Genomic DNA, 25,306 nt, shown 5'->3' on the forward strand with positions numbered 1-25,306 from the left:
CCGGCGCTGATAGCATCGCCGGATGACTGCCTCCGACACTTCCCCTTCGGCTTGGGTGATCGCCACCCGCGAAAGCCGCCTGGCCCTTTGGCAGGCCGAACACGTTCGCGACCTGCTCCAAAGCCGTTTCCAACGCACCGTTTCCCTGCTGGGCATGACGACCCGTGGTGACCAGATCCTGGACCGCTCCCTGTCCAAGGTGGGCGGCAAGGGCCTGTTCGTCAAGGAACTGGAAGTGGCCCTGGAAGAAGGCCGTGCCGACCTGGCCGTGCACTCCCTGAAAGACGTGCCCATGGAGCTGCCCGAGGGCTACGTGCTGGCTTGCGTGCTGGAACGCGAAGATCCGCGCGATGCCTTGGTCTCCAACGACTTCGCCGGCCTGGACGCCTTGCCCCAGGGCGCCGTGGTGGGCACCTCCAGCCTGCGCCGCCTGACGCAATTGCGCGCCCTGCGGCCCGACCTGAAGATAGAACCCCTGCGCGGCAACCTCGACACCCGCCTGCGCAAGCTGGACGAAGGCCACTATGCCGCCATCATCCTGGCCGCCGCCGGGCTCAAGCGCCTGGGCTTGGCCAAACGCATCCGCCAGGTCATCGAGCCCGAGGTGATGCTGCCCGCCGCCGGCCAGGGCGCGCTGGGCATCGAAGTGCGGCTGGACCACCCGGACCTGCTCTCCCCGCTGGCCACCCTGGCCCACACGCCCACCTGGCTGGCCACGCTGGCCGAACGCGCTGTTTCCCGCGCCCTGGGCGGCAGTTGCTCCATGCCCTTGGCCGCCTACGCGCAATGGACGCCCTCGGAGGCGGCCGCCCCCGGCACCATGGCCTTGCGTGCCTTGCTGGGCCATCCCCACCAGAACAGCCAGGTGCGGGCCCAGGTGTCGGGGTCACCGACCACGCCGGCCGACGCCGAAGCCCTGGGCCAGGAGGTGGCCAGGCAGCTCAAGGCCCAAGCCGGCCCCGATTGGCTGGCCGCGCTGGTGGCCTGAGCGGCGCATGCGCCTGCTGGTCACCCGTCCGGAACCCCAGGCCAGCGCCTGGGTGGGTCAATTGCGCGCGCAGGGTGTGGACGCCCACGCCCTGCCGCTGATCGCCATCCGGGGCCCCGCCGACCCGGCACCCGTGCAGGCCTTGTGGCACCAACTGCAACAGGCGCGCTTGCTGATGTTCGTGAGCCCCAGCGCCGTGGAATGGTTTTTCCGCCTTCGGCCCGAAGACGCCCTGTGGCCCGAAGGCACGCTCGCCGCCGCCCCCGGCCCCGGCACGGCCCGTGCACTGGCGAAAACCGCCCAGGACGCAGGCTTGACGCTGCCCCCCGTCATCTGCCCTGACGAGGACGCTGCCCAGTTCGACTCCGAAACCCTGTGGCCCTTGTTGGAAGCACTGGATTGGGCAGGCCAGTCGGTCTGGACGATCAGCGGCGGGGACCGCCAGGATGCCAAAGGCCGCGCCTGGCTTGGCGGGCAATTGCGCGCGCGCGGCGCCACGGTCGCGCCCTTGCTCACCTACCAGCGCAGCCCGGCCACCTGGGGGCCCGGCGAACAGGCCCTGGCCCTGGCCGCGATCCAGCAGCCGCCGCAGCACCGCTGGCTGTTCAGCAGTTCCGAAGCCATCGAACACCTCATGGATACCCTGGCCCCCGGTCAATCCTGGCAGGCCGCCACGGCCTTGGCCACGCACCCCCGCATCGCCGAGCGGGCCCGCCTGGCCGGTTTTGGGCAAGTCATCGACACGCGCCCCACGCCCGAGGCAGTGGCGGCCACACTACGCGCGGAATCCGCCCCCGCCCGCGTCGATACAATGAATCCATCGTGAGCGAAACCAACGCCGTCCTCCCCCCCGAACCCGACTACCAGCCCGTGCCCACCTCGGACTGGGTGCGCTGGGCCGTGCTGGTCCTCAGCGCCGTTTGCGTGGGTGGCGCCTGGCTGGCCTGGACCACCCAGAAAAAGGTCGATGCGCTGGAGCAAGAACTGGTGCGCCGCCAGCAAGACAGCCAGGTCCAATCCGCCGAAGCACGCGTGCTGGCCAAGCAGGCCCAGGATGTGTCTCGCGAGGCCGCCGCGCGAACCGCCTTGCTCGAAGGCCGCCTGGCCGAAGTCACCTTGCAACGCAGTCAGGTCGAAGACCTCATCAAGTCGATGTCCCTTTCGCGCGACGAAAACCTGGTGGTGGACGTCGAGGCCGCCTTGCGCGTGGCAGTGCAGCAGTCGGCCCTGACCGGCAGCGCCGAGCCTCTCATCGCCGCCATGAAATCTGCCGAAGACCGCATCAGCCGCGCACGCCAGCCGCGCCTGGACGGCGTGCGCCGCGCCCTCGCCAAGGACCTCGACCGGATCCGGTCGACGCGGGTCGCCGACCTGGCATCGCTCACCATCCGCCTCGACGAGGCCATCCGCCTGGTCGATGAGCTGCCGCTGATCAGCCAGCCCGTGGACGAGGCGGGCCGCGCACTGGCGCGCCCAGCGCCGCCCGCCCCCAAAGGCAAGGCCGCACAACGCGCCAGGCAGGCCGCCAGCGCCCCGTCCAGCGCAGAAGCCCCGGCATCACCCGAAACGCCCCTGGGCGACCAGTTGATCCAATGGGGGCAGCTCACCGCCCGCAACGCCTGGCAGGAAGCGCAGGCCCTGGTCCGCATCACCCGGATCCGCCAGCCCGAAGCCATCCTGATCACGCCCGAGCAGTCTTTCTTCCTGCGCGAGAACCTCAAACTGCGCTTGCTGAACGCCCGGCTGGCGCTGCTCAGCCGGCAATCGGCCTCGGCCGTGGCCGATGTGAACGTGGCCCAGGCCGCCCTGGGCAAGTACTTCGACACCCAATCGCGCAAAACCCAACTGCTGCAAAGCCTGCTGGCCGACGTGGCCACGCAGAGCCCCCAATCCCTGGTGCCGCGTCCGGACGACACGCTGGCCACCCTGGCGGCCATCGCTGGCGGGCGCTGAGCAGGCATGCGCACCATCGTCTGGCTCCTGTTGCTGGCGGTCGTGGCCGTCGTGGCCGCTTCCGGCCTGGGTGGCAACGATGGCCTGGTCAGCATCTACTGGCTGGGCTGGCGCACCGACCTGTCGTTCAACCTCTTCGTGATCGGCATGGTGTTGCTGTTCCTGGCCATCTATTCCACGATCCGCGGCCTGGACTCCTTGATCGGACTGCCCGAGCGCGCCAAGCGCTGGCGCCTGATGCAACGCGACCGCGCCGCCCAAACCGCCCTGCGCGAAGCCTTGGCCCTGTACCTCGCGGCCCGTTACACGCGCGCCCACCGGGAAGCCCAGCGCGCCATCGCCATTCAGGCCGACACCCCAGACCTGGCCTTGGACGCCGAGTTCACCGCCCTGGCCCACCTGCTGTCCGCGGGCAGCCTGCACCGCCTGCAGGATCGAAAACACCGTGACGAACACCTTCAGCGCGCCCTTGACCTGTCCCTGTTGACGCGCCGCCCGCGCGCCACCGAAGAGGGCGCCCGCCTGCTGGCCGCCGAGTGCGCCATCGACGACCGCGATGCCTCGCGCGCCCTGCGCGACCTGGCCGACATGCCGCCCGGCGTGGCCCGCCGCACCCAGGCTCTGCGCTTGAAACTGCAGGCCGCCCGATTGGCGCGCCAGCCCCTGGAAGCCCTCAAGACCGCACGGCTCCTGGCGAAGCACCAGGGCTTCACCGAAGGCGCAGCCGAAGGCCTGCTGCGCATCCTGGCCACCGAAACGCTCGAAACCGCCCGCGATGCCGAGCAACTGCGCAAGATCTGGCAGCAACTGGACCCGGTCGACCGCCGCGATCCCATCGTGGTGGCACGTGGCGCCACCCGCATGGCCGAACTGGGCGCCCCGACCGAAGCTCGCCAATGGCTGGCCCCTCTGTGGGACCAGATCAGCCGGCAGACACCGGAAGCCACCGATGCCCTGGCCCGGGCCCTGTCGAACAGCCTGTTGGGCCTGGAAGCCGAATGGCTGCCTCGCCTCGATGCCGCCACGCCCACCGCCCTGCGCAGCGCGGGCCTGGCGCTGGCCGTGGGCCTGGCCTTGGCCGAACGACAACTCTGGGGCAAGGCCCGCAGCCTGCTGCTGTCGGCGGCCAACGACCTGCAGCTCGACAGTCACCGCCGCCGCCTGGCCTGGACCCGACTGGCCCAGTTGGCCGAGCAGGAGCACCGTGCCGACGAGGCCGCGCGCTTCTACCGGTTGGCCGCCCTGGCCGACGCCTCATGAACGAGAAATTCATGGCAAATATTTTGGCCTTTCTTGACAGCTCATCCAAATTGATGCTACATTAATGGTCTTGGCGGCTGTAGCTCAGTTGGATAGAGTACTTGGCTACGAACCAAGGGGTCGTGGGTTCGAATCCTGCCAGCCGCACCAGAAATGACGAGGGTCAGCAAGTGAAAACTTGCTGACCCTTTAGTCTTTCTGGGCCTCGAATTCAAGTGGCGCACCGCTCTGCCGATAACGACGCATCGAGTCATTGCACACGGCGCCCATGAGGTCAAAACCATTTCCGCTTCTGAGTTTCAGAACGCACATCGCGATTGTTTTCGGTGCGCTGGTCATCGTCGTGGCCGCTGCCCTCACCTTCGCCCTGGGCCAGATGCTGACGACCCAGATCCAGCGCGACACCGGGGGCGCCCTGAGCGTGATCGCCAAGAATGCCTCCCAGATGTTGGCGGACGGCCTTTTTGACCGCAGCCGCGAGGTTCAGGTCCTGACCGAATCCGCCGCCATCTGGAGCGAAGGCCTGGACGGCCCCGAAGTGGCGCAGACCCTGGCGCGCAGCCAGGCGATGCGGCCCAACAGCCTCTGGATCGGCGTGGCCGACACCGAAGGGGTGGTCAAGTCGGCCACCGGCGGGCTGCTGCTGGGCAAGAACGTCAAGGAACGGCCCTGGTTCGCCGCGGGCATCCAACGCAATTTCGTGGGCGATGTCCACGCCGCCAAACTGCTGGCGTCTCTGCTACCGCGCTCTGCCACCGGCGAGCCCTTGCGCTTCGTGGACTTCGCTGCCCCGATCAAGGTCGGCGGCAAGGTGGTGGGCGTGCTGGGCGTCCACGGCAGCTGGGATTGGGCACGTGACGTGGTGGAGTCGCTCTACCCCGCCAACGCCAAGGCCCGCGAACTGTCGGCCTTCATCTTCGACCGTTCTGGCGCCGTCATCTATGCACCACAAGGCAAAACCGCCGACTACGCGGAGGCTGGCATGCGCCTGCCCGTGAGCCTGCCCATCGCGCCCAGCCAAGATGGCGGGGAGCACCCGGCCTCGGTGATCAAGTGGCAGGACGGCAAGGAATACCTGACCGCCATCGTCCGCGTGAAGGCGCGCAGCGTGGCCAGCGACATGGGCTGGTACGTGGTGGTGCGCGAGCCCGTCGAGATCGCCTTCGCCGACAGCCACGACGCCATGCTGCGCAGCCTCATCGTCGGACTCGCGATCGCCTTCGTGGCCGGCGTGATGGCCTGGATGGCCGCTGGCCGCCTCAGTGACCACCTGACCACCATGGCCAAGTCGGCCCGCGACGTGGAGATGGGCCTGCCCGGCGCCTCCATCGCCTTGCTGGACAGCAGCGCCGAAGTGCACGCGCTGTCGACCGCGCTCAACAGCATGACGCGCCGGCTGATCACGCTGAACGAGCAGATGGAAGACAAGGTCAAGCTGCGAACGCAGGAACTGGAAGCGGCCAACCGCGAACTCGACCGCCAATCCCGCAGCGACCACCTGACTGGCGTGCTGAACCGCCGGGGTTTCGAAGCCCAGCTCAAGATCGCCTTGTCTTCGGCCCGGCGCCGCAACAGCCCATTGAGCGTCGTCATGGTGGACCTGGACCACTTCAAGCAGGTCAACGACACGCACGGACACGACGTGGGCGACCAGGTCATCCGCCACTTGTCGGACACCATGCGCCAGCGCGTGCGGGACTCCGACATCGTGGCCCGCCTGGGTGGCGAGGAGTTCATCGTGATGTTGCCCGACACCGATGCCAAGGGCGCTCAGATCCTGGCCGAGGAACTGGTCAAGGTCGTGGCCTCGCGGCACACGCCCATCGCCGGCCAGGTGACCATCAGCGCGGGCGTCTCGCAACTGGACATCAAGCAGGAAGACCTGGCCGAGATGCTCAAAGGCGCCGACGAGGCCCTCTACGTGGCCAAGCGTTCGGGCCGCAACCAGGCCGTGCTGCACGACGCCAATGCGCTGGCATCCATGGCCTGACCTGCTGGGCCATCAATTGCCGAGGTAGTCGCGCTTGCCGATCTCCACGCCGCCATGGCGCAGGAGGTTGTAGGCGGTCGTCACGTGGAAGAAGAAGTTGGGCAGCACCTGCTCGGTCAGGTAGGCCTGGCCTTTGTACTTGACGGTGCCGCTGCTGCGCGTGATCTCGATGTCCTTGTCTTCGCTGCCATCCACCTGCTCGGGCTTGAAGGTCGACAGGTAGTCCACCGTCTTGGCGATGCGCGCCTGCAGTTCGGCGAAGCTGGCTTCGTTGTCTTCGAAGCGCGGGATCTCGGCACCAGCCAGGCGCGAAACGCCACCCTTGATCATGTCGCCGGCGATCTGTACCTGGCGGCTCAGGGGAAACATGTCCGGGAAGATGCGCGAATTCAGCAGCGCGGTTTCGTCGATCTTGCGGGCTTCGCAATGCGCGGCGGCCTTGCCCAGGATGGCCGACAGGTTGTTCAGGAGGCGGATGGCCACGGGCACGCTGGCCGAGTACATGGAGATGGACATGTTGTGCTTTCAAGGGGGTGGGGAAGAAGCGCATTACACCTCAGCTCTTGAAATCCTGCAGGCGGCCTCTATCTCCTGCAACGGACGCGCACCGCGTCACCTCATTTGCCAACAGGAGATAGCCATGTACCCATCACTGCAAAGCTTCCCGAGCGGCGTCTTCGGCGACTTCGAGCGCCTGCGCCGTGAACTGGACGATGTCTTCGGCCTGGGCACCGCGCCGACCAGCATACGGTCAGCCGGCCCGGGCGCGTTTCCCGCCATCAACGTGGGCCACACCCCCGCCAGCGTCGAGGTCTATGCATTTGCACCTGGCATCGACCCCGACAAGGTGGAAGTGACGCTGGACCGCGGCGTGCTGATCCTGTCGGGCGAACGCCCGTCCTCCTTGCCCGAGGGCAGCGACCAGCAACCCGTCGTCAGCGTCTACAGCCGCGAGCGCCTGAGCGGCCGCTTCAAGCGCGCCATCAGTCTGCCGGACGACGTCGACCCCGAGCGGGTCACGGCCACCTACCGTGACGGCGTGCTGCACATCAGCGTCGGCCGACGCGAAGCCGCCCAACCCAAGCGCATCACCATCCAGTGAAAACCACAGGAGACCCCACCATGAGCACCGAAGTCACCAAACCATCCTCCGATCAAGCCACCCGCGCCATGGTGCCCCGCGTGGACGTGCTGGAAGACCAGACCGGCATCACGCTCCTGGCCGACTTGCCGGGCGTGGCCAAGGATCAGCTCGAGTTGAAGGTGGACGGCGACACCCTGCTGATCGAAGGCAGGGTGGGCGGCCTGGCAACCGAAGGGCTGGAGCCCACCTATGCCGAAGTCCGGCTGCCGCTGTACCGCCGCTCCTTCACCCTCAGCCGCGAGCTGGATTCGACGCGCATCGAGGCCAACCTGAAGCACGGCGTGCTGAACCTGCGCATTCCCAAGCAGGCGCACGCGCAACCACGGCGCATCCCGGTCCAGGTCAACTGATCGCCGGGAGTGGGACAATGGCGGGGTTTCCTCCAACCTCGCCAGAAAGTCAGCACGATGCCCATCCAGTGGTTTCCCGGTCACATGAACCTGACCAAAAAAGCCATCAGCGAACGCATCAAGGAAACTGACGTCGTGATCGAGCTGCTGGACGCCCGCCTGCCGGGCTCCAGCGCCAACCCCCTCTTGCACCAGCTGACGGGCCACAAACCCAAGCTGAAGATCCTCAACAAGCAGGACCTGGCCGACCCGGCGCGCACTGAAGCATGGCTGGACCACTACAACGCCCAGCCCGACACCCGCGCCATTCCCTTGGATGCGTCAGAGACTGCGCCGGCCCAGCGCCTGATTCAGGCCTGCCGAGCCCTGGCGCCTTCGCGCGGCGGCATGGCCAAGCCTTTGCGCGTGATGATCTGCGGCATCCCCAACGTGGGCAAGTCCACCCTGATCAACACGCTGACGGGCAAGAAGGCCACCAAGACGGGCGACGAGGCCGGCATCACGAAGATGGAACAGCGCATCGCGCTGGCGCAAGACTTCTACCTCTTCGACACGCCGGGCATGCTCTGGCCCAAGATCATCGTCGAGAAGAGCGGCTACAACCTGGCCGCCAGCGGCGCCGTGGGCCGCAATGCCTACGATGAAGAAGAAGTGGCGCTGGAGCTGATCAACTACCTGCGCCAACACTACGCGCCCTTGCTGGAAGCGCGCTTCAAGCTCAGCGACACCAGCGCCCTGCACGACGAAGAACTGCTGACCGAGATCGGCCGCAAGCGCGGCGCGGTGCTGGGCGGCGGCCGCATCAACCTGCAAAAGGCCGGCGAGCTGGTGCTGACGGATTTCCGCTCGTCGATCATGGGCCGCATCACGCTGGAAACGGTCGATGAATTCCAGGCCTGGTGGGCAGCCGGCATGGCCATCGAGGCCGAAAAGGCCGCGAAGAAGAACAAGCGCAAGAAGGGCACCCGCGAAGCGCAAGCCGAGATCGACGCTGACGAGACCGACGCCGAGCCGGACGGTGAATGACGGACGCGGTGTTCAAACCCAAGGGCCTCACGCCCACGGCCGAGCAACTGGCCATCCAGCTTGAACGCCATCGTCATGTGGTCGTCGAGGCCAATGCCGGCGCGGCCAAGACCACCACGCTGGCCCTGCGCCTGGCCCAGGCTTTGGCGCGCGGTGCCAGCCTCGACCACATCCAGGTGTTGACCTACACCGAAGCGGCCGTCACGTCCCTGCGCCTGGCACTCGACCGCATCGGCATCGCCGCCGCCGTGCGCAACAAGCTGCGCATCCAGACCTTCGACCAGTTCTGCGCCGACCGCCTGGCCAGCATCGAAGGCCCCGGTGTGACCCGCTACACCGCGCCCGAGCAGCTCAAGCCCCACGTGCTGCAGGCCATTGACCGCGTGCTGTCCAACCAGGACGAACGCCACCGCGACGAGTTCACCATCGAAGGCTCGGGCGAAGGCAGCGTGGAAGGCCTGCTGGCCTCCTTCGCGCGCCTGAAGGGCACGCTGCAGTTGACCCTGGAAGCCCCCGACCAACCCTTGACACCGGCCCTGGCCAGCGAACTGGGCCACGACTACCTGACCCTGCGCGTGTTCTGGGCCTACGAACACATTCGCCGCGGCGGCCACCCCGACCGCCACGCCTTCCGCGCGCCCGACGACGCCACCCACGACCTGGCCAAGCTGCTGCTGAGCGAAGATGCCCTGCTGGAAGGCGAGCACCCCGTGGCCCTGGGCCTGCACCTCATCCTGCTGGACGAGATGCACGACACCAACCGCGCCATGTTCACGGTGCTGCAACAGGTGCTGCGCGAGAATCCTGCCGCCTTCATCGGCTTTGGCGACCGCGACCAGGTGATCCACGCCACCGCCGGCGCCGATGCGCGCTTCATGGGCGAGGCCTTCGACCGCGAAATCGGCACCGCCCAGCGCCTGCCTTTGAACAGCTCTTACCGCTTTGGCCCGGCCTTGGCGCATCACGTGGGCCGCCTGTCGGTCAAAACCTATTTGTCGCAAAGCGCGCGCGGCACCACCGTGAACGTGGTGCGCTGTGAGCAGGCCAAGGAAGTGCACTGGCACATCGCCCAGGCCATCCGCCACCGCGAGGGTCTGGGCGCCGATTCACCGCTGTCAGAAACCGCCATCCTGCTGCGCCAGCCCCACCAGTCGGTCGAGCTGGAAAACCACCTGCTGGACCAGGGCCTGGACTACCGCACCGCCGGCTTCGACCCCTACCTGATGCGGCCCGAGGTGCTCTTCGTGCGCGGCCTGATGGCCCATGCCCGCGAAGAGTTTCCCGCCATCGAGGACGTGGACACGCGCATGCGCATCCTCCAAGCCCTGCTGCTGTTCTGCGGCTCCTTCGTGGAGTCCGACAGCACTGACCACGACAAGCGGCAAAAGGACGAACTGGCCGCCATCAAGGAAGTGGCCAAGCAGCCCGGCCTGGCACCGCACTTCGTTCAGAACCAGGTGCTGCGCAACGCGCCACCCCACATCCGCGGCCTCATCTACGACGCGCTGGACGTGATCCGCGCCAACGCCACCGACCTGCTGCTGGCGCGCTTCACCGAAGCGCTGGCGCCGCAGCGCCTGGCCGCCCGGGTCATGGTGCGTGCCGACGACATCGAACAGGTCAGCGCCAACGTCCGCGGCCTGATCCAGTCGGCCGCCACCTTCGACAACGTCGAGTCTTTCTTCCGGGCGATGAATGCGCGTGAAGTGCGCCAGAAATCCATGCGCAGCAAGCATTGCGTGCTGTTGTCGAGCATCGAAGCCGCCAAGGGCCTGGAGTTCGAGCACGTCATCATGCCCGGCCTGAACAAGGGCGAATTCGCCGTCGGCGGCAACACCACCGACAACCGCAACCTGCTGTACGTGGGCATGACCCGCGCCAAGAACCGGCTGACCATCCTGTACGACGGCGCCCGCCCCAGCAAATACCTCATCGACGCCGGGCTGATCTAGCTCACCGGCTTGGAAAGGGCATTCCCCAAGGCACGAAGGTGACAGTGGCAATGGCGTGCATTTCGCACACCCGTGTGATGATGTCGGACTGGATCCACCTGAAAAGACACCATGGCCTCACCCCAAGACCACATCAGCATGGCGCTGTTCTGCGACTTCGAGAACGTTGCCCTCGGCGTGCGCGATGCGCAATACGACAAGTTCGACATCAAGCGCGTGCTCGAACGACTGCTGCTCAAAGGCAGCATCGTCGTCAAGAAGGCCTACTGCGACTGGGAGCGCTACAAGGGCTTCAAGGCCACCATGCACGAGGCCAACTTCGAGTTGATCGAGATCCCCCACGTGCGCCAGTCGGGCAAGAATTCGGCCGACATCCGCATGGTGGTCGATGCCCTGGACCTGTGCTACACCAAGTCGCACGTCAACACCTTCGTCATCATTTCGGGCGACTCGGACTTCTCGCCCCTGGTGTCCAAGCTGCGCGAGAACGCCAAATACGTGATCGGCGTGGGCGTCAAGCAATCCACGTCCGACCTGCTGATCGCCAATTGCGACGAGTTCATCTTCTACGACGACCTGGTGCGCGAAAGCCAGCGCCAGGCCGCGCGGCGTGAACCGCAGAACAACCAGCAAGCCGCCCGACGCTCCCCCGAAGACGAGAACCGCCGCCGCGAGACCATGGACGCGCGCCGCACCAAGGGCGTCGACATGGCGGTGGAAACCTTCGAGGCCCTGGTGTCCGAGCGCGGCGACAGTGGCAAGATGTGGGCCTCGGTGCTGAAAGAGGCCATCAAGCGGCGCAACCCCGGCTTCAGCGAGTCGTACTACGGCTTCCGCACCTTCGGCAACCTGCTGGAAGAAGCCCAGTCGCGCGGACTGCTGGAGTTCGGCCGCGACGAAAAATCCGGGGCCTACGTCTACCGGGGCAATGGCGGCGGCGCCGCCCAGGCGCCCCAGCCCAGCCGGACCGAAGTCCATCACACGGCACAGCCGGTCCAGGCCGGCACACCCGCGCCAGAACCCCGGACCGCGGACGACGCGCCAGAGAAGTCGGAATCCCGCCGACGTGGTGGCCGAGGGGGCCGCAAGTCGTCTGGCAAGCCAGACACCGTGGCGACCGAGGCGCCCGCCGTGAGCGCCCCAGCGGAGACCGTGGAGACCGTGGAGACCTGGTACGAGCCCGTGGCGCCCGAGTTGATGCAGCCACCAGCCTTCTCCCACGCCGATGCCTTCATCCCCCAGGACGAGGACGCGGAAACGGCCGCCGAGGAGGCTGCGCCGGCCAAGCCGGCCCGCAGCCGACGGCCACGCCAGGCTGCGGCCAAATCGGCACCGAAGCCCGCCACCAAGCGCGCGCCCCGGGCCCGCAAGAACGCGGACCAGGCTTGAACTGGCGCAGCCCCAACCAGGGGGCCGCGCCCATCACCAAATAACGCCCTTTCGTGGCGCATTTCACGTGCATTGACCACCGGTTGTCCTGCATGCTTCGGTTGTCTGGCCGATATCAAGTCAGATCCGATCAAACGCCACGGGCGATCGGGATCCGTTCCAGCTTGTCCAGCACCAGCTCGTCTAACCGACGGACTTGTCAAGCCGAAGCGTGATGACAAAAAAAGGGAATCACTGGCGCTGCTGGCGTCGTTCCACACTCAATCAGTGAAGGACAACTCAGCATGAGCGCACCCGCAAAGCATCCGTCGTGGATCATCCGCCTGTTCAACAACGCGAAGTACCGCGAACTGCAGGCACAGGCCGAGCAAGCCCAGCGCGATCTCGAAGCCAAGCTCGCCGACATGACGGGCCAGATCAACGCGATCCACAAAGCGCAAGCGGTCATCGAGTTCACGCTGGATGGCAGGATCCTGCATGCCAATGACAACTTCCTGAAAACCCTGGGCTACAGCTTGGCCGAGGTCAAGGACCAGCACCATGGCATGTTCGTGGACGCCGAGCACCGCGCCAGCGCCGAGTACCGCCTGTTTTGGGAAAAGCTGGGCCGGGGCGAATTCGACGCGGGCGAATACCGCCGCATCGGCAAGGGCGGCAAAGAGGTCTGGATCCAGGCCTCCTACAACCCCATCATGGACGTGAGCGGCAAGCCTTTCAAGGTCGTGAAGTACGCCACCGACATCACCGCCACCAAACTGATGGCGGCCAATTTCTCGGGCCAGCTCAGCGCCATCAACAAAGCCCAGGCGGTCATCGAGTTTGCACTGGATGGCACCGTCGTCTGCGCCAACGACAACTTCCTTGGCGCCGTCGGCTACAGCCTGCCAGAGATCAAAGGGCAGCACCACGGCATGTTCGTGGACCCCGATCACCGGGCCAGCATCGAGTACCGCCTGTTCTGGGAAAAACTGGGCCGTGGCGAGTTCGACGCCGGCCAGTACAAGCGCATCGGCAAGGGCGGCAAGGAAATCTGGATCCAGGCCTCCTACAACCCCATCATGGACATGAACGGCAAGCCCTTCAAGGTCGTGAAGTACGCCACCGACATCACGGCGCAGGTCCACGCGGCACGCATGCTGTCGCAGGCCGTCGAGCAGGCGCAAAGCGTCACCACAGCCGCCCAGCGTGGCGACCTCGGCCAACGCATCCCCCTGGAAGGCAAGACCGGCCAGATCGAGGTGCTGTGCAGCGGCGTCAATGCGTTGCTGGAGACTACCCGCGTCATCTTCGACGACGTGGGCCGCGTGCTGGGCGCCTTGTCGGCCGGTGACCTGACCCAGCGCATCGAACGCGACTACTCCGGTCTCTTCGGCCAGGTCAAGGACGACGCCAATGCCACCAGCGAAAAGCTGGCCAACATCATCGAAGACGTGGGCCGCGTGTTCGGCGCCATGGCCGCCGGTGACCTGGCCCAGCGCATCACGCGCGACGCCGAAGGCACCTTCGACCAGGTCAAGAACGACGCCAATGCCACGTGCGAAAAATTGGCCGGCATCATCGACGAAGTGCGCGGCGCGGCCGATGCCCTGTCGGGTGCCGCCACCCAGGTGAGCGCCACCGCGCAATCGCTGTCGCAAGCGGCCAGCGAACAGGCCGCCTCGGTCGAAGAGACCACGGCCTCGATCGACATGATGTCGATGTCCATCTCGCAGAACAGCGACAACGCCAACGTCACCGATGGCATGGCCACCAAGGCCAGCACCGAAGCCGGCGAAGGCGGCGAGGCCGTGACGCAGACCGTGCAGGCCATGAAGCAGATCGCGCAGAAGATCAGCATCGTGGACGACATCGCCTACCAGACCAACCTGCTGGCCCTGAACGCCGCCATCGAAGCGGCACGTGCCGGTGAGCATGGCAAGGGCTTCGCCGTGGTGGCCGCCGAAGTGCGCAAGCTGGCCGAACGCAGCCAGGAAGCCGCCAAGGAGATCGGCGACCTGGCCACCAACAGCGTGTCGACCGCCGAGCGTGCGGGCAAGCTGCTGGGCGAGATCGTGCCCTCCATCCAGAAGACCAGCGGCCTGGTGCAAGAGATCGCCGCGGCCTCGTCCGAACAAAGCCAATCGGTCTCGCAGATCAGCGGTGCCATGTCGCAGCTGAGCAAGGCCACACAGCAGAACGCCTCGGCCTCGGAAGAGCTGGCCGCCACGTCCGAAGAGTTGTCCGGCCAAGCCGAGCAGCTGCAGCAATCGGTGGCCTTCTTCCACCTCGGCGATGAGACCGCCGCCCCGGTCAGGAAAGCCAAACCCGAAGCCGACAACGGCAAGCGCCGGGCCAACGGTGCGCCCGTCATGCGGGCCGTGAGCTCGAGCGGACCATCGCCCCGCGCCGTCAGCGGCGGCAATTTCCGCCCGTACTGATGGGGGGTGGACCATGGTTGAGCTCCGCGACGAGACTTACCGCCAGCTCACTGGCCTGATGTACCAAGCCGTGGGCCTGTCCCTCGGCGACAGCAAGAAGCCTTTGGTGTCATCGCGCCTGAGCCCGCGCATTCAGCGCCTGGGCATGGGCGGCTTCGAAGACTACCTGGCGTTGATCTCCAGCGACCACGATGAGGGCGAGTTCCAAGTGGCCGTGGACCTGCTCACGACCAACGAGACCTACTTTTTCCGCGAGCCCGAGCACTTCACCTGGCTGGAAAAAGAGATCGAGGCACAGCGCCTCAAGTCGCCCGCCATCTGGAGCGCCGCCAGCTCCTTCGGAGACGAGGCTTTCAGCATCGCCATGCTGCTGGCCGACCTGCAGGGCAAGGGCCGCATCGGCCACGACTGGTCCATCCTGGGCACGGACATCAGCGACCGCGTGCTGCGCAGCGCCAGCCAGGCGGTCTACCCCGCCGACCGCCTGCGCCACGTGGACGCCCGCCGCCTGAAACAGTACTGCCTGCGTGGCGACGGTGACGCCGAGGGCCTGGTCCAGATCCAGCCCAGGCTGCGCGAGCACGTGCGCTTTGGCCAGCTCAACCTCTGCCGTCCCATCGAAGACCTGGGCCCCTTCGACATGATCTTCCTGCGCAATGTGCTGATCTACTTCGACGTACCCACCAAGCGTGAAGTGGTCGACCGCGTGCTGACCCAGTTGAAGCCCGGCGGCCTGTTCTTCATCGGCTCGGCCGAAGGGCGCGTGCCTTGCGACACCCCGCTGAAACCACTGGCCACGGGCGTTTTCCGCAAGGTGGCCGCTTGATCGCCGACACCGATACCGCCACCGGCTGCGTGCACATCCTGCACCCGGGTGACGTCGTGTGCGCCCACCGGGGTGACCGGCTGGACACCCTGCTGGGTTCCTGCGTGGCCATCCTTCTGACGGACCCGCACCACACGGTGGGCGCCATGTGCCACATCGTGCATTCGAACGCCAGGTCCAATGCCCGCCAGACCACGGCCCACGCCAGCACCGCGCTGGCCACGATGTACCAGTTGCTGCGCCGGCAAGGTTTCGCGCCCCAACTGTGCAAGGCCTATGTCTATGGCGGGGGCAACATGTTCCCCGCCCTGGCAACCACGAGCCATGTGGGCGATGTCAATGCCAGCTGGGCGCTCCAGGCCTTGCAGCACGACCGCGTGGACGTCATCGAGCATGACCTGGGCGGCAACGCCTACCGCCGAGTGGCCTGGACCATCGGCAGCACCAGACCCAAGGTCGAAGCAGTTCGGGTGAACTGAAGCGGACGCGGCCCGCAAATCCGCGAGAATCGGGTTTCGTCGATCCGACGCAGAACCACCGTTTCACGCCAGCACCATGACCGAAGCCGCCCCACAAGCTCCCGCCCTGCCCGACCGCCTGTCCATCGATCCCCGCAGCGCCCACTACCACGCCGCCGTGTTCGAGCACGACATCGGCATCCGCTTCAACGACAAGGAACGCTTCGACGTCGAGGAATACTGCGTCAGCGAAGGCTGGATCAAGGTGCCTGCCGGCAAGAAAGTCGACCGCAAGGGCAAGCCCCTGCTGCTGACCTTGAAGGGCAAGGTCGAAGCCTTCTACAAGTGAAGTGAATCCCGCGGGCCAACTCAATCAGCGGCTTCGTCGGCCGCGATCTGGCGCAAGGCCTGCTCGAACACCGCGGTGGGCTGACCGCCCGAGATCAGGTGCTGGTCGTTGACGATCACCGCCGGCACCGAGTGGATGCCGCTGCTGGTGTAGAGCGCCTCCTGGGCGCGCACGTCTTCTGCGAATTCGCCACTGCCCAGGATGGACTGCGCGCGGGTCGTGTCCAAGCCCGCTTGTTGCACCACCGCCAGCAGCACCTCGTGGGATTCCATGCTTTGGCGGTCGCGGTGGCAGGCCACCAGCAGCGCCTTCTTCAACGCCAGTTGCCGGTCACCATGCTCAACGCCAGCCCAGTGCAGCAGGCGGTGGGCATCGAAGGTGTTGTAGATGCGGCCCCTGCCCGCCGGGCTGAACTCGAAGCCGACCTCGGCCCCGCGCTGGCGGATGGTGTCGCGGATCTGCGCCTGCTGTTCGGCGGTCGACCCGTACTTCTGCGTCAGGTGTTCGGTGATGTCCTGGCCGCCGGGCGCCATGCGCGGGTTCAGCTCGAAGGGCTGGCAATGGACGCGGGCCGTGATGCCCTCGCCTTGCAGGCGGGCCAGGGCCGCTTCCAGCGCGGACAAGCCAATGGCGCACCAGGGGCAGGACACATCGGACACGAAATCGATCTTGAGTGAGGTCGGCATGGTGAACGCATCATAGCGAGCCAAGGCCAACCCCATTCAGATCAGGCGCATCGACAATTCCACGTCGCCGCCAAACGGCGTGGACAGGTAGCCGTTGGCCGGGGCGCGCACCCGGGCCAGGTACTCCGGACTGTGGTCGGCGTTGTCGGCCACGACCAGGGCGCCGGGCCGCAGGCGGCTTTCCAGCAAGGCCAGCACCTCGGGGTACAAGGCTTTGGCGCCGTCGAGCAAGAGCAGGTCGATGGTGTCGGGCAGGTTGGTGGCCAAGGTCTGCAAGGCATCGCCCACGCGGATCTCGACCAGGTCGAGCAGGCCGCCGGCTTCGAGGTTGGCCCGGGCCCGCGCCACCTTCGAGGGCTCGAACTCGCTGGTGATCAGGCGGCCGCCGCCGTTGTCGCGCAAGGCCGCGGCCAGGTGCAGGGTCGAGATGCCGAAGGAGGTCCCGAACTCCACGATGGTCCGCACGCCGCCTTGGCGTGCCAGCATGTAGAGCAAGCGTGCCGTCTCGCGTGAGACGGGCAGGGGCACGTCTTTCAGGCGGCCGTACAGCTCGATGTAGTCGGTCTTGCTTTGCATCAAGCGCGCCCACTCGGTGGTGGACAGTTCGGCCATCACCGGGGCATTGCTGGGCGAGGCTTCATCGGCCTCGATGAAGAGGCGCGCCAACAGGGGCGCGAGGGGTGCGGTGGTCAGGGTGGTGTTCATGTGAAGTGTCCGTTGGTTCATGGATCGTTGGGATGGATGAATAATATGAACAAACCTTCACATTGACCATTCGCGTTGCGGAGTCACCCCATGATCGACCGATCCAAGCCCCCGATCTCCTCGAGAAGACAACCCCAGCAGGCCCGCTCCACGGAGCTCGTTGCCGCCATCCTGGAAGCGGCTCTTCAGGTTTTGGCCCGGGAAGGCGCACAACGCTTCACCACCACGCGCGTGGCCGAACGGGCCGGCGTCAGCGTGGGTTCGGTCTACCAGTACTTTCCGAACAAGGCCTCGATTTTGTTCAGATTGCAGAGCGACGAATGGCGGCAGACCACCGACCTGCTGGGCCACATCCTGAAGGACCGGGCGCAGCCACCGCTGGCACGCCTGCGCGCGCTCGTCCACGCCTTCGTGCAATCGGAATGCGAGGAAGCCGATGTGCGCAAGGCCCTGGCCGACGCCGCCCCGCTCTACCGTGACGCCCCCGAGGCGCACGAGGCCAAGGCCTCCGGCCGGCGCACGGTGGCGGCCTTCATGCGCGAGGCGCTGCCCGGGGTGCCGAGCGCCCGGCGCGCCCTGGCGGCAAAGCTGGTCACCACCACACTGAGCACCGTGGGCAAGGACTTCTCCGACACCCCGCGCAGCCCCAAAGAGATCCACGCCTATTCGGAAGCCATGGCCGACATGTTCTGCGCCTACCTGAAGGACCTGGCCGTGCTTGAGGCCGCAGTTCAAGGCCATTGACACCCAGCCCGGGCCCATGACAGCACCATCTGCGATGATGGCCTGACACCCCTCCTCGACGAACAGCCCCCCATGACCACTGTCTCCCGCAAACTGCTGACAGCCATCGCCACCGCAGCAGCCCTGATGACCCAGCTGCCCGCCATCGCCGCCCAACACGGTCCAGCACCCGTTGCCGCCAAGCTCAATGAAGCCGGCCCCTACAAAGTCAACAGCTACTCGATCCCCAACGCCGAAGCAGAAGCCAAAGGCTACGGCGGCGGCACCGTCTACTACCCCCAGGCCGCCTCCCACGAAACCTTTGGCATCGTGGCGATGATGCCCGGCTTCCTCGCCTTCCAGGCCGTGTACGCCAAGTTGGTCCAGAAGATCGCCTCGCACGGGTTCATCGTGGCCAACCTCGACAGCGTGGGCCGGGCCGACTTCCCCGAAGCGCGCGCGGCTCAGCTGGCGGCGGGCCTGGCGCACGTCGCCGAACTGGCCCGGGGTGGCCAGGTGCCCTACGCCTCGGTGGCCGATCCTTCGCGCCGCGCCATCATGGGCAACTCGATGGGCGGGGGTGCCGCCCTGTCGGCCATGCTGGTCGACCCCAGCCTGAAAGCCGCGGTGGCCCTTCAACCCTGGCACACCATCAAGGGCTTCCCAGGGGTCAAGACACCGACCTTGATCGTGGCTTGCCAGACCGACGGCATCGCGCCCAACAAGGCGCACTCCGACGTCTTCTACGCCAGCCTGCCCGGCAAACTGCCCCGGGCCGAGATCGAGCTCAAGGACACCGGTCACCTGTGCGCCACCTTCCTGACCAGCGAGGCCAACCTGAACACCATGGGCAAATCGGCCGTGGCCTGGCTCAAGCGCTTCCTGGACGAGGACATGCGCTACGACGCGATGGTGAAGGGCGGCATCGACCAGGGCGAGTTCAGCCGCTTCACGGTCGAGGGCTTTTGATCACGCGAGGTATCGAGCGAAGTGCCTCAAGGTGCGCTCCAGCGCCGTGGCCGCCGCCCCTGCGTCATATGCCCCGCGCTGGTCGCCATTGAACCCATGCCCCGCCTCGTACCGGTGCACCTCGACTTCCGGATGCGCCTGCTCGAACGCCTCCACGCTGTCCAACGCGATGTGCTTGTCCCGCGTGCCGAAATGGGCCAGCACGGGCACAGCCGGCTGCCGCGCGGGCTCCAAACCCACCGTCATGCCGCCGCCGTAATAGGTCACGGCGGCCGACAAGCCTTGCACCTGCTCGGCCGCGCGCCAGGCCAGCAGGCCGCCCCAGCAGTAGCCCACGATGCCAACCTTGCCCGATGACCGTCGCGCGGCATGGTCCACAGCGGCCTGGATGTCGGGCAGCACGCCGGGCATCGGCAAGGCCTCGGCGGCGGCTTTCAGGCGCCTGGCCCGCGCCATGTCCTCGCCCTCGTAGCCCAGTGCCACGCCGCGCGCCACCCGGTCGAAGGTGGCCGGCGCCACCGCCAGGTAGCCCGCCGCCGCGAAGCCGTCAGCCACAGCACGGATGTGCGCGTTGACGCCAAAGATCTCGGGCAGCACCACGATCGCTCCTTTTGCCGCTGGTGAACCACCCGGTGGCTCGGCCACATAGGCCGCGAAATTGAAGCCATCGGCGGCGGTCAGGGTCGTGGTCGAGGACGATGGCGGCATGGACGACCTCCTTCAGGTGCCTGGGGGCGAGGCGCCATTGTGGCGAGCCTGCCAGGCGCGCAAGGCCTGCCGGTAGTCGTCCATGGCCATGTCGTGGAGATCAAAGATGCAAGGCTCGCAACCATTGCCGCAGCAAGCGTCGAGGTCGGGCTGCTCGGGTGGCAAAGGCATGGGGTCGGTGTCGGGGATGGCGGAATCGGTGCTCATGGCGGGTATTTTCGCGCACACCCGGACACACGGCCCTGGCCGGGCACGGACAGAATCCCCTCCCATGTCACGAAGCAGCAAACAGCGCCCACCCGCCGCCCAGCCCCAACGCACCGCCGCCCTGATCTCGCGCTCACTGGCCTACGTGGACGCGCACCTCGACCAGGTGCTCGATGCCCACACCTTGGCCGACCAGGCCGCGATGTCGCGCCACCACTTCCACCGCATGTTCCACGCGCAAGTAGGCTGCAGCGTCGCCAGCTACGTCACGTGGCGCCGCCTGCAACGTGCCTGCGCGCTGCTGGTCAGCGGCCCCGAGCCGGTGCTGGAAATCGCGCTGGCGGCGGGCTACGAATCGGCCCAGGCCTTGGCCAAGGCCATGCGCCGCGAGCTGGACACCACGCCCACCGCCGTGCGCCGGGGCGACAGTGCACCCTGGACCAGCCTGCTGACGCCCGACCGGCTGCAGCACCTCATTCCCTCCACTCGCCAAGCAGGAGCACCCACCATGCAAGTCACCCGCTTCACCACCCTGCCCCCGGGCATCCAGGCCCTGACCGCCACCGCGCGCGGCATGGTCGACAACACCATGACCCGTGCCGCCCAGAGCGCCTTTGGCGAACTGATGGCCGCCGTCGGCCCCACCGGCCTGATGGCGCAGGCGCGCAGCTTCATCAGCATCGTGCCCGACGAGCACCAGGGCCCCGACGACCCGCATTGCCGCTACGTGGCCGGCATCGTGTTCGGCCACGAAATGGCCAGCGGCCAGGGCACCAGCCAGCAACCCGATCTGCCATTGAGCGGCACCCTGGCCTGGCAGACGCTGGCGCCGGGCCGCTACGCCGTGTTCACACACATCGGGCCGTACACCACGCTTTACCAAGCCTGGGACACCATCTACGCCGACTGGCTGCCGTCCTCCAACCTCACCCTGCGCGACGTGCCGCCCATGGAGCTGTGCATCAACACCCCGCAGACGGCGCCGCCCGAGAAGCTGCACACCGAGATCTGGCTGCCGATCAACGACTAGGCCCACCGTCATCACTCCGACACACGCGCGCGACAAGCTGCCGGGCTTCCCCCCTGTCACGCGTTCAATTGGAGTTGTCGATGAAAGCAGTTCAGAAAAAGGCCATGCTGGCCGCCACCGTCCTGGCCTTGAGTTTGGGCGCTACCGCCACGGCCCAGGCCCAGATCCGCGTCACCGAAGTCGCGCCCTGGGGCAGCAGCGACAGCAACCCCGCCATCCCCTACGCCACCGACTGGTTCGAGCTGACCAACTTCGGCAACAGCGATGTCAGCATCAGCGGCTGGAAGATGGACGACAGCTCCAATGGCAGTGCCAAGGTGTCGCTGGTCGGCATCTCCACCATCAAGGCCGGTGAATCGGTGATCTTCACCGAGACCGCCGCCTCGGCCAGCTTCCTGAGCACCTGGTTTGGCGCCCATGCCCCCGCCGGCCTGCAGATCGGCACCTACACCGGCAGCGGTGTGGGCCTGAGTCAGTCGGGTGACGCGGTCAACCTCTACAACGCCAGCAACGTGCTGCAGGCCAATGTGGTGTTCGGTGCTGCTGACGCCACCTCGCCCTACCAGACCTTCGACAACGCCATCGGCTTGAACAACACCACCATCACGCAGTTGAGCGTGGCCGGTGTCAACGGCGCCTTTGCCGCGGCCAACCATGCCATCGAGATCGGCTCGCCCGGCAGCATCGCCGCCGTGCCCGAACCCGAAAGCCACGTGCTCGCATTGGCCGCCCTGGGCCTGTTCGGCTTGATCGCGCGCAAGCGCCAACAACGCTGATCGACTGGCGAAAGAACACACACCATGAAGATCAAGCACCTGATGGTGGCCCTGGCGGCCACCCTGTCCTGCCTGGGCGCGCAAGCGGCCAGCTCCATCAACCTCGGCAACTACCAGGTCACGGCCACCTACGGCCTCGGCATCCTGGGCAACACCAGCACCGGCGTTTCGGGCCTGGAAGCCTCGGCCGTCACCTATGCGCGTGATCGCGGCACCCTGTTCGTCGTCGGCGACGAAGGCACGGGCGTGGTCGAGGTGTCGCTCACCGGCCAGACCCTGGGCACCATGGCCTTCAACTGGGCTGGCACCGGCAGCTCCAACCACGACACCGAGGGCCTGACCTACCTGGGCAACGGCGTGCTGGTGGTGAGCGAAGAGCGCCTGTACGACGCCTACCGCTTCAGCTACAGCGCCAATGGCACCGCCAACCTGGCCAGCAGCGGCGTGTCCATCAGCAATGCCACCGTGGGCAACAACGGGCTGGAAGGCCTGAGCTACGACCCGCGCAATGGCAGCTTCGTGACCGTCAAGCAGGACGCGCCCGAAGACATCCGCAGCGGCACGCTGAGCTTTGGCAACAACCTCGGCGGCGTGGCCAACACCTCGACCTTGTTCAACCCCACGCTGATGGGCCTGTCGACCTTGTCCGACGTGCAAACGCTGTCGCCCATCGACGCACTGGCCGGCACCGCCGCGGCCGACAACCTGCTGGTGCTGAGCCTGGGTTCGCGCAAGCTGGTCGAGGTGAACCGCCAGGGCCAGGTTTTGAGCACCTTCGACTTGTCCAACGTGCTGCCTCACAACGGCATCGAAGGCGTGACCGTGGACGAGAAAGGCACCATCTATTTGGTCGCCGAGCAGATCCAGGACGGCTTCGGCCCGGCCAATCCGCAGTCGCAGCTGATCGTGCTGTCGGCCATGGCGGCCGTGCCAGAACCCGAGTCTTGCGTCATCGCGTTGATGGGACTGGGGCTGCTGGGTTTCCTTTCGCGTCGCCAGAAGCGTTGAACGCTGACAGCGCCAGTGGCGCTGTCAAACCGGCCTCACTTGGCCCAGCTGTCCTTCAAGCCTGTCACGCGGTTGAACACGGGCTTGCCCGGCGCGTGGTCCTTGCGGTCGGCCACGAAATAGCCGTGCCGCTCGAACTGGAACTTCTGGTCCGGCGTGGCCTGGGCCAATGAAGGCTCCACGAAGGCCGTCACGACTTTTTTGCTGTCGGGGTTCAGGCTGGCCAGGAAGTCCTTGCCTCCGGCATCGGGCTGGGCATCCAGGAACAAACGGTCGTACAGTCGCACCTCGGCGGCCACGCCTTCGTGCACGCTCACCCAGGTGATCACGCCCTTGACCTTGACGCTGTCGGCACCCGGCGTGCCGCTCTTGGTGTCCGGCACGACCACGGCCTGCACTTCGGTCACGCGGCCATCGGCGTCCTTCGTGCAGCCGGTGCACTCGATGACATAACCAGCCTTCAGGCGCGCCTTGTTGCCTGGGAAAAGGCGGCGGTAGCCCTTGGGTGGCACCTCTTCGAAATCCTCGCGTTCGATCCACACCTCGCGGCCCAGCGTGAACTGGCGCGGCGCGGGCTCGGGCGTGCCTTCGGGCGGGTGTGGCAAGGCGGGGGCGGTGCAAGGCTCCAGGTGGCCCGCGCCCATCACCTCGTCCCAGTTGGTGAGCACGAGCTTGACGGGGTCGAGCACGGCCATGCCGCGGTGGGCCTTGTTCTCCAGGTCGTCGCGCAGGGCGATGTCCAGCGTGCTGTAGTCAATCCAGCTGTCGGCCTTGGTCACGCCGATGCGTTCGCAGAACAGCTGGATGGCTTCGGGCGTGTAGCCACGGCGGCGCAGGCCGACGATGGTGGGCATGCGGGGGTCGTCCCAGCCTTCGACGGTGCCTTCGTCCACCAGTTGCTTGAGCTTGCGCTTGCTGGTGATGACATAGGTCAGGTTCAAGCGGGCGAATTCGTACTGCTTGGGCGTGGGTTGCTTCAGCAGGCCCAGTTCGGCCAGGCGGTCGAGCAGCCAGTCGTAGAAGGGGCGCTGGTCTTCGAACTCGAGTGTGCAGATGCTGTGGGTGATCTGCTCCAGCGCGTCTTCGATCGGATGCGCGAAGGTGTACATCGGGTAGATGCACCACTTGTCGCCCGTGTTGTGGTGGGTGGCGCGGCGGATGCGGTAGATGGCGGGGTCGCGCAGGTTGATGTTGGGCGCGGCCATGTCGATCTTGGCGCGCAGCACCATGCTGCCGTCGGCGTGCTGGCCATCGCGCATTTCGCGGAAGCGGGCCAGGTTCTGCTCGGGCGTGCGCGACCGGAAGGGGCTGTCCTTGCCCGGCGTGGTGAAGTCGCCGCGGTTGGCGCGCATCTCTTCGGGCGTCTGCTCGTCCACATATGCCAGGCCGGCGCCGATCAGGGCTTCGGCCGCGCGGTACATGAAGTCGAAATAATTGCTGGCGTAGTAGAGGTGGTCCTGCTGGGCGCCATTGAAGTTGGACTGCCAGCCGAAACCCAGCCACTTGACCGAGTCCAGGATGCTGTCGACGTATTCCTGCTCTTCCTTCTCAGGGTTGGTGTCGTCGAAGCGCATGTGGCAGACACCGCCGTAGTCGCGTGCCAGGCCGAAGTTCAGGCAGATGCTCTTGGCGTGGCCGACGTGCAGGTAGCCGTTGGGTTCGGGCGGGAAGCGGGTGCGGACCTTGGCCGGGTCGGGCTGGCCGGTCTGCTGGTGTTGGGCATCGCCCGGTGAGCCGGCCCACAGGCGGCTGGCGTAGGTGCCCTGCTCCAGGTCGCGGTCGATGATGCCGCGCAGGAAGTTGCTGGGTTTGTGGGGAGTCGAGTCGTCAAGGGGAGCATTCATCCCCTGATTCTATCGACTCGGGTTGGCCAGCAACTGCAGCATGGCCAGCAGCCGCTCAGGGCCTTCCGCCCCAAGTGCCCTGGCCGCCAGTTGGTCCTGGTCGACCACGGCCTGGGTGATCGAGACCAGGTCGGTCTGCCCCTTGGCCGTCAGGGCCAGGCCAAAGGCCCGGCGGTCTTCGGGCACATCCTGGCGTTCCACATAACCCAGGTCTTCCAGGGCGTCCACCAGCATGACGGCGCCAGAGCGCGCGATGCCCAGCACCTTGGCCAGGTGGGTCAGCTTGAGGCCCGGGTTGAGCGAAATGATGACCAGCGCGGAAAACCGCGGCGGCGTGATGTTCCAAGGCGCCAGGGACTGGATGAACAGGTCGTTCAGGGCCAACTGGGCGCGGCGAACGCCATAGCCCACGAGCGTGTCGAGGATGCCGTAGTTGATGCCGGGCACATGGGGGTTGAAAAGCGTGTCGCTAGAGACTTCGTTCTGATTGTTCATGCTGCTCGTGCGGAACCTGGTGACGTGTCGGGCGGATTCTAGTCGGCGGTGTC

Annotated in this window: 26 protein-coding genes and 1 tRNA gene; 20 read left to right on the forward strand and 7 right to left on the reverse strand. The window is 66.5% G+C overall.

Going from position 1 to position 25,306, the window contains the following annotated elements:
- Positions 1–22: 22 nt before the first annotated feature.
- The 6 genes from hemC (at position 23) to ACREB4_RS07305 (ending at position 6,191) form a co-directional block, all read left to right on the forward strand.
- Positions 23–988, forward strand: a complete 966-nt coding sequence (gene hemC, locus ACREB4_RS07280) for a hydroxymethylbilane synthase (protein WP_431587546.1) — start codon at positions 23–25, stop codon at positions 986–988.
- Between the two features lie 7 nt (positions 989–995).
- Positions 996–1,814 carry a uroporphyrinogen-III synthase gene (locus tag ACREB4_RS07285; protein ID WP_431587547.1) on the forward strand — a complete coding sequence of 273 codons (819 nt, stop codon included), beginning with the start codon at positions 996–998 and terminating at the stop codon, positions 1,812–1,814.
- Positions 1,811–2,941, forward strand: a complete 1,131-nt coding sequence (locus tag ACREB4_RS07290; RefSeq protein WP_431587548.1) for a uroporphyrinogen-III C-methyltransferase — start codon at positions 1,811–1,813, stop codon at positions 2,939–2,941. The genes ACREB4_RS07285 and ACREB4_RS07290 overlap by 4 nt, the downstream gene beginning before the upstream one ends.
- 6 nt (positions 2,942–2,947) lie before the next feature.
- A complete protein-coding gene (locus ACREB4_RS07295) occupies positions 2,948–4,201 on the forward strand; it encodes a heme biosynthesis HemY N-terminal domain-containing protein (RefSeq protein ID WP_431587549.1) in 1,254 nt (417 codons plus the stop codon).
- A 73-nt stretch (positions 4,202–4,274) separates the two neighbouring features.
- Positions 4,275–4,351, forward strand: a tRNA-Arg gene (locus ACREB4_RS07300).
- Between the two features lie 193 nt (positions 4,352–4,544).
- A complete protein-coding gene (locus tag ACREB4_RS07305) occupies positions 4,545–6,191 on the forward strand; it encodes a sensor domain-containing diguanylate cyclase (protein ID WP_431587550.1) in 1,647 nt (548 codons plus the stop codon).
- A gap of 12 nt (positions 6,192–6,203) precedes the next feature.
- On the opposite strand, the gene ACREB4_RS07310 is transcribed toward ACREB4_RS07305, so the two are convergent.
- On the reverse strand, positions 6,204–6,707 hold the full coding sequence (locus tag ACREB4_RS07310; RefSeq protein ID WP_431587551.1) for a DUF1993 domain-containing protein: 504 nt from the start codon (positions 6,705–6,707) through the stop codon (positions 6,204–6,206).
- Between the two features lie 124 nt (positions 6,708–6,831).
- Here ACREB4_RS07310 and ACREB4_RS07315 point away from each other — a divergent pair, with 124 nt between their 5' ends.
- From ACREB4_RS07315 to ACREB4_RS07355, 9 genes are all read left to right on the forward strand, one after another.
- Complete coding sequence (locus tag ACREB4_RS07315) at positions 6,832–7,293, forward strand: Hsp20/alpha crystallin family protein (protein ID WP_431587552.1); 462 nt, start codon at positions 6,832–6,834, stop codon at positions 7,291–7,293.
- 20 nt (positions 7,294–7,313) lie between these two features.
- Positions 7,314–7,685 carry an Hsp20/alpha crystallin family protein gene (locus ACREB4_RS07320; RefSeq protein ID WP_431587553.1) on the forward strand — a complete coding sequence of 124 codons (372 nt, stop codon included), beginning with the start codon at positions 7,314–7,316 and terminating at the stop codon, positions 7,683–7,685.
- Between the two features lie 57 nt (positions 7,686–7,742).
- The gene (ylqF, locus tag ACREB4_RS07325; protein WP_431587554.1) at positions 7,743–8,711 is read left to right on the forward strand and encodes a ribosome biogenesis GTPase YlqF; all 969 of its coding nucleotides are present in this window, start codon (positions 7,743–7,745) and stop codon (positions 8,709–8,711) included.
- Entirely contained in the window at positions 8,708–10,663 is a 1,956-nt protein-coding gene (locus ACREB4_RS07330) for a 3'-5' exonuclease (protein ID WP_431587555.1), read from the forward strand. Before ylqF ends, ACREB4_RS07330 begins: the two co-directional genes overlap by 4 nt.
- Before the next feature lie 111 nt (positions 10,664–10,774).
- On the forward strand, positions 10,775–12,052 hold the full coding sequence (locus tag ACREB4_RS07335; protein ID WP_431587556.1) for an NYN domain-containing protein: 1,278 nt from the start codon (positions 10,775–10,777) through the stop codon (positions 12,050–12,052).
- Between the two features lie 284 nt (positions 12,053–12,336).
- The gene (locus ACREB4_RS07340; protein WP_431587557.1) at positions 12,337–14,469 is read left to right on the forward strand and encodes a methyl-accepting chemotaxis protein; all 2,133 of its coding nucleotides are present in this window, start codon (positions 12,337–12,339) and stop codon (positions 14,467–14,469) included.
- Between the two features lie 13 nt (positions 14,470–14,482).
- Positions 14,483–15,295, forward strand: a complete 813-nt coding sequence (locus ACREB4_RS07345) for a CheR family methyltransferase (protein ID WP_431587558.1) — start codon at positions 14,483–14,485, stop codon at positions 15,293–15,295.
- A complete protein-coding gene (locus ACREB4_RS07350; RefSeq protein WP_431587559.1) occupies positions 15,292–15,774 on the forward strand; it encodes a chemotaxis protein CheD in 483 nt (160 codons plus the stop codon). The genes ACREB4_RS07345 and ACREB4_RS07350 overlap by 4 nt, the downstream gene beginning before the upstream one ends.
- Positions 15,775–15,850: 76 nt before the next feature.
- Positions 15,851–16,102, forward strand: a complete 252-nt coding sequence (locus tag ACREB4_RS07355) for a DUF3297 family protein (protein ID WP_431587560.1) — start codon at positions 15,851–15,853, stop codon at positions 16,100–16,102.
- A 20-nt stretch (positions 16,103–16,122) separates the two neighbouring features.
- On the opposite strand, the gene ACREB4_RS07360 is transcribed toward ACREB4_RS07355, so the two are convergent.
- Positions 16,123–16,788 (reverse strand): DsbA family oxidoreductase, encoded by a 666-nt coding sequence (locus tag ACREB4_RS07360; RefSeq protein ID WP_431587561.1) that lies wholly within the window; start codon positions 16,786–16,788, stop codon positions 16,123–16,125.
- A 36-nt stretch (positions 16,789–16,824) separates the two neighbouring features.
- Positions 16,825–17,493, reverse strand: a complete 669-nt coding sequence (locus tag ACREB4_RS07365; RefSeq protein ID WP_431587562.1) for an O-methyltransferase — start codon at positions 17,491–17,493, stop codon at positions 16,825–16,827.
- A gap of 90 nt (positions 17,494–17,583) precedes the next feature.
- Here ACREB4_RS07365 and ACREB4_RS07370 point away from each other — a divergent pair, with 90 nt between their 5' ends.
- Both ACREB4_RS07370 and ACREB4_RS07375 read left to right on the forward strand, forming a co-directional pair.
- On the forward strand, positions 17,584–18,237 hold the full coding sequence (locus ACREB4_RS07370; RefSeq protein ID WP_431587563.1) for a TetR family transcriptional regulator: 654 nt from the start codon (positions 17,584–17,586) through the stop codon (positions 18,235–18,237).
- 72 nt (positions 18,238–18,309) lie between these two features.
- Complete coding sequence (locus tag ACREB4_RS07375) at positions 18,310–19,185, forward strand: hypothetical protein (protein ID WP_431587564.1); 876 nt, start codon at positions 18,310–18,312, stop codon at positions 19,183–19,185.
- Here the strand turns inward: ACREB4_RS07375 and ACREB4_RS07380 are convergent, their stop codons facing one another.
- Positions 19,186–19,893: a dienelactone hydrolase family protein gene (locus ACREB4_RS07380; protein ID WP_431587565.1), complete on the reverse strand. Its 708-nt coding sequence runs from the start codon at positions 19,891–19,893 to the stop codon at positions 19,186–19,188. It lies immediately after the preceding gene.
- Positions 19,894–19,905: 12 nt separating this feature from the next.
- Positions 19,906–20,100 (reverse strand): oxidoreductase-like domain-containing protein, encoded by a 195-nt coding sequence (locus ACREB4_RS07385; RefSeq protein ID WP_431587566.1) that lies wholly within the window; start codon positions 20,098–20,100, stop codon positions 19,906–19,908.
- A gap of 64 nt (positions 20,101–20,164) precedes the next feature.
- Here ACREB4_RS07385 and ACREB4_RS07390 point away from each other — a divergent pair, with 64 nt between their 5' ends.
- From ACREB4_RS07390 to ACREB4_RS07400, 3 genes are all read left to right on the forward strand, one after another.
- Positions 20,165–21,130: an AraC family transcriptional regulator gene (locus ACREB4_RS07390; RefSeq protein WP_431587567.1), complete on the forward strand. Its 966-nt coding sequence runs from the start codon at positions 20,165–20,167 to the stop codon at positions 21,128–21,130.
- Between the two features lie 80 nt (positions 21,131–21,210).
- Positions 21,211–21,906 carry a lamin tail domain-containing protein gene (locus tag ACREB4_RS07395; protein ID WP_431587568.1) on the forward strand — a complete coding sequence of 232 codons (696 nt, stop codon included), beginning with the start codon at positions 21,211–21,213 and terminating at the stop codon, positions 21,904–21,906.
- A gap of 24 nt (positions 21,907–21,930) precedes the next feature.
- Positions 21,931–22,914: an SdiA-regulated domain-containing protein gene (locus ACREB4_RS07400; RefSeq protein WP_431587569.1), complete on the forward strand. Its 984-nt coding sequence runs from the start codon at positions 21,931–21,933 to the stop codon at positions 22,912–22,914.
- Positions 22,915–22,949: 35 nt separating this feature from the next.
- On the opposite strand, the gene ACREB4_RS07405 is transcribed toward ACREB4_RS07400, so the two are convergent.
- Together ACREB4_RS07405 and ACREB4_RS07410 are read right to left on the reverse strand one after the other, a co-directional pair.
- Entirely contained in the window at positions 22,950–24,758 is a 1,809-nt protein-coding gene (locus ACREB4_RS07405; RefSeq protein WP_431587570.1) for a glutamine--tRNA ligase/YqeY domain fusion protein, read from the reverse strand.
- 9 nt (positions 24,759–24,767) lie between these two features.
- On the reverse strand, positions 24,768–25,253 hold the full coding sequence (locus ACREB4_RS07410) for a MarR family winged helix-turn-helix transcriptional regulator (RefSeq protein ID WP_431587571.1): 486 nt from the start codon (positions 25,251–25,253) through the stop codon (positions 24,768–24,770).
- Positions 25,254–25,306 lie beyond the last annotated feature (53 nt).

Source organism: Aquabacterium sp., from assembly GCF_050725395.1.
Lineage (GTDB): Bacteria > Pseudomonadota > Gammaproteobacteria > Burkholderiales > Burkholderiaceae_C > Aquabacterium.

Bases quoted from the DNA above. Each gene is read 5' to 3' on its own strand.
- ACREB4_RS07390 (WP_431587567.1), top strand. From the start codon at position 20,165: ATGTCACGAAGCAGCAAACAGCGCCCACCCGCCGCCCAGCCCCAACGC.
- ylqF (WP_431587554.1), top strand. From the start codon at position 7,743: ATGCCCATCCAGTGGTTTCCCGGTCACATGAACCTGACCAAAAAAGCC.
- ACREB4_RS07340 (WP_431587557.1), top strand. From the start codon at position 12,337: ATGAGCGCACCCGCAAAGCATCCGTCGTGGATCATCCGCCTGTTCAAC.
- ACREB4_RS07370 (WP_431587563.1), top strand. From the start codon at position 17,584: ATGATCGACCGATCCAAGCCCCCGATCTCCTCGAGAAGACAACCCCAG.
- ACREB4_RS07320 (WP_431587553.1), top strand. From the start codon at position 7,314: ATGAGCACCGAAGTCACCAAACCATCCTCCGATCAAGCCACCCGCGCC.
- ACREB4_RS07295 (WP_431587549.1), top strand. From the start codon at position 2,948: ATGCGCACCATCGTCTGGCTCCTGTTGCTGGCGGTCGTGGCCGTCGTG.
- ACREB4_RS07355 (WP_431587560.1), top strand. From the start codon at position 15,851: ATGACCGAAGCCGCCCCACAAGCTCCCGCCCTGCCCGACCGCCTGTCC.
- ACREB4_RS07375 (WP_431587564.1), top strand. From the start codon at position 18,310: ATGACCACTGTCTCCCGCAAACTGCTGACAGCCATCGCCACCGCAGCA.
- ACREB4_RS07400 (WP_431587569.1), top strand. From the start codon at position 21,931: ATGAAGATCAAGCACCTGATGGTGGCCCTGGCGGCCACCCTGTCCTGC.
- hemC (WP_431587546.1), top strand. From the start codon at position 23: ATGACTGCCTCCGACACTTCCCCTTCGGCTTGGGTGATCGCCACCCGC.
- ACREB4_RS07405 (WP_431587570.1), bottom strand. From the start codon at position 24,758: ATGAATGCTCCCCTTGACGACTCGACTCCCCACAAACCCAGCAACTTC.
- ACREB4_RS07360 (WP_431587561.1), bottom strand. From the start codon at position 16,788: ATGCCGACCTCACTCAAGATCGATTTCGTGTCCGATGTGTCCTGCCCC.
- ACREB4_RS07285 (WP_431587547.1), top strand. From the start codon at position 996: ATGCGCCTGCTGGTCACCCGTCCGGAACCCCAGGCCAGCGCCTGGGTG.
- ACREB4_RS07365 (WP_431587562.1), bottom strand. From the start codon at position 17,493: ATGAACACCACCCTGACCACCGCACCCCTCGCGCCCCTGTTGGCGCGC.
- ACREB4_RS07345 (WP_431587558.1), top strand. From the start codon at position 14,483: ATGGTTGAGCTCCGCGACGAGACTTACCGCCAGCTCACTGGCCTGATG.
- ACREB4_RS07330 (WP_431587555.1), top strand. From the start codon at position 8,708: ATGACGGACGCGGTGTTCAAACCCAAGGGCCTCACGCCCACGGCCGAG.
- ACREB4_RS07395 (WP_431587568.1), top strand. From the start codon at position 21,211: ATGAAAGCAGTTCAGAAAAAGGCCATGCTGGCCGCCACCGTCCTGGCC.
- ACREB4_RS07310 (WP_431587551.1), bottom strand. From the start codon at position 6,707: ATGTCCATCTCCATGTACTCGGCCAGCGTGCCCGTGGCCATCCGCCTC.
- ACREB4_RS07410 (WP_431587571.1), bottom strand. From the start codon at position 25,253: ATGAACAATCAGAACGAAGTCTCTAGCGACACGCTTTTCAACCCCCAT.
- ACREB4_RS07315 (WP_431587552.1), top strand. From the start codon at position 6,832: ATGTACCCATCACTGCAAAGCTTCCCGAGCGGCGTCTTCGGCGACTTC.
- ACREB4_RS07385 (WP_431587566.1), bottom strand. From the start codon at position 20,100: ATGAGCACCGATTCCGCCATCCCCGACACCGACCCCATGCCTTTGCCA.
- ACREB4_RS07380 (WP_431587565.1), bottom strand. From the start codon at position 19,893: ATGCCGCCATCGTCCTCGACCACGACCCTGACCGCCGCCGATGGCTTC.
- ACREB4_RS07335 (WP_431587556.1), top strand. From the start codon at position 10,775: ATGGCCTCACCCCAAGACCACATCAGCATGGCGCTGTTCTGCGACTTC.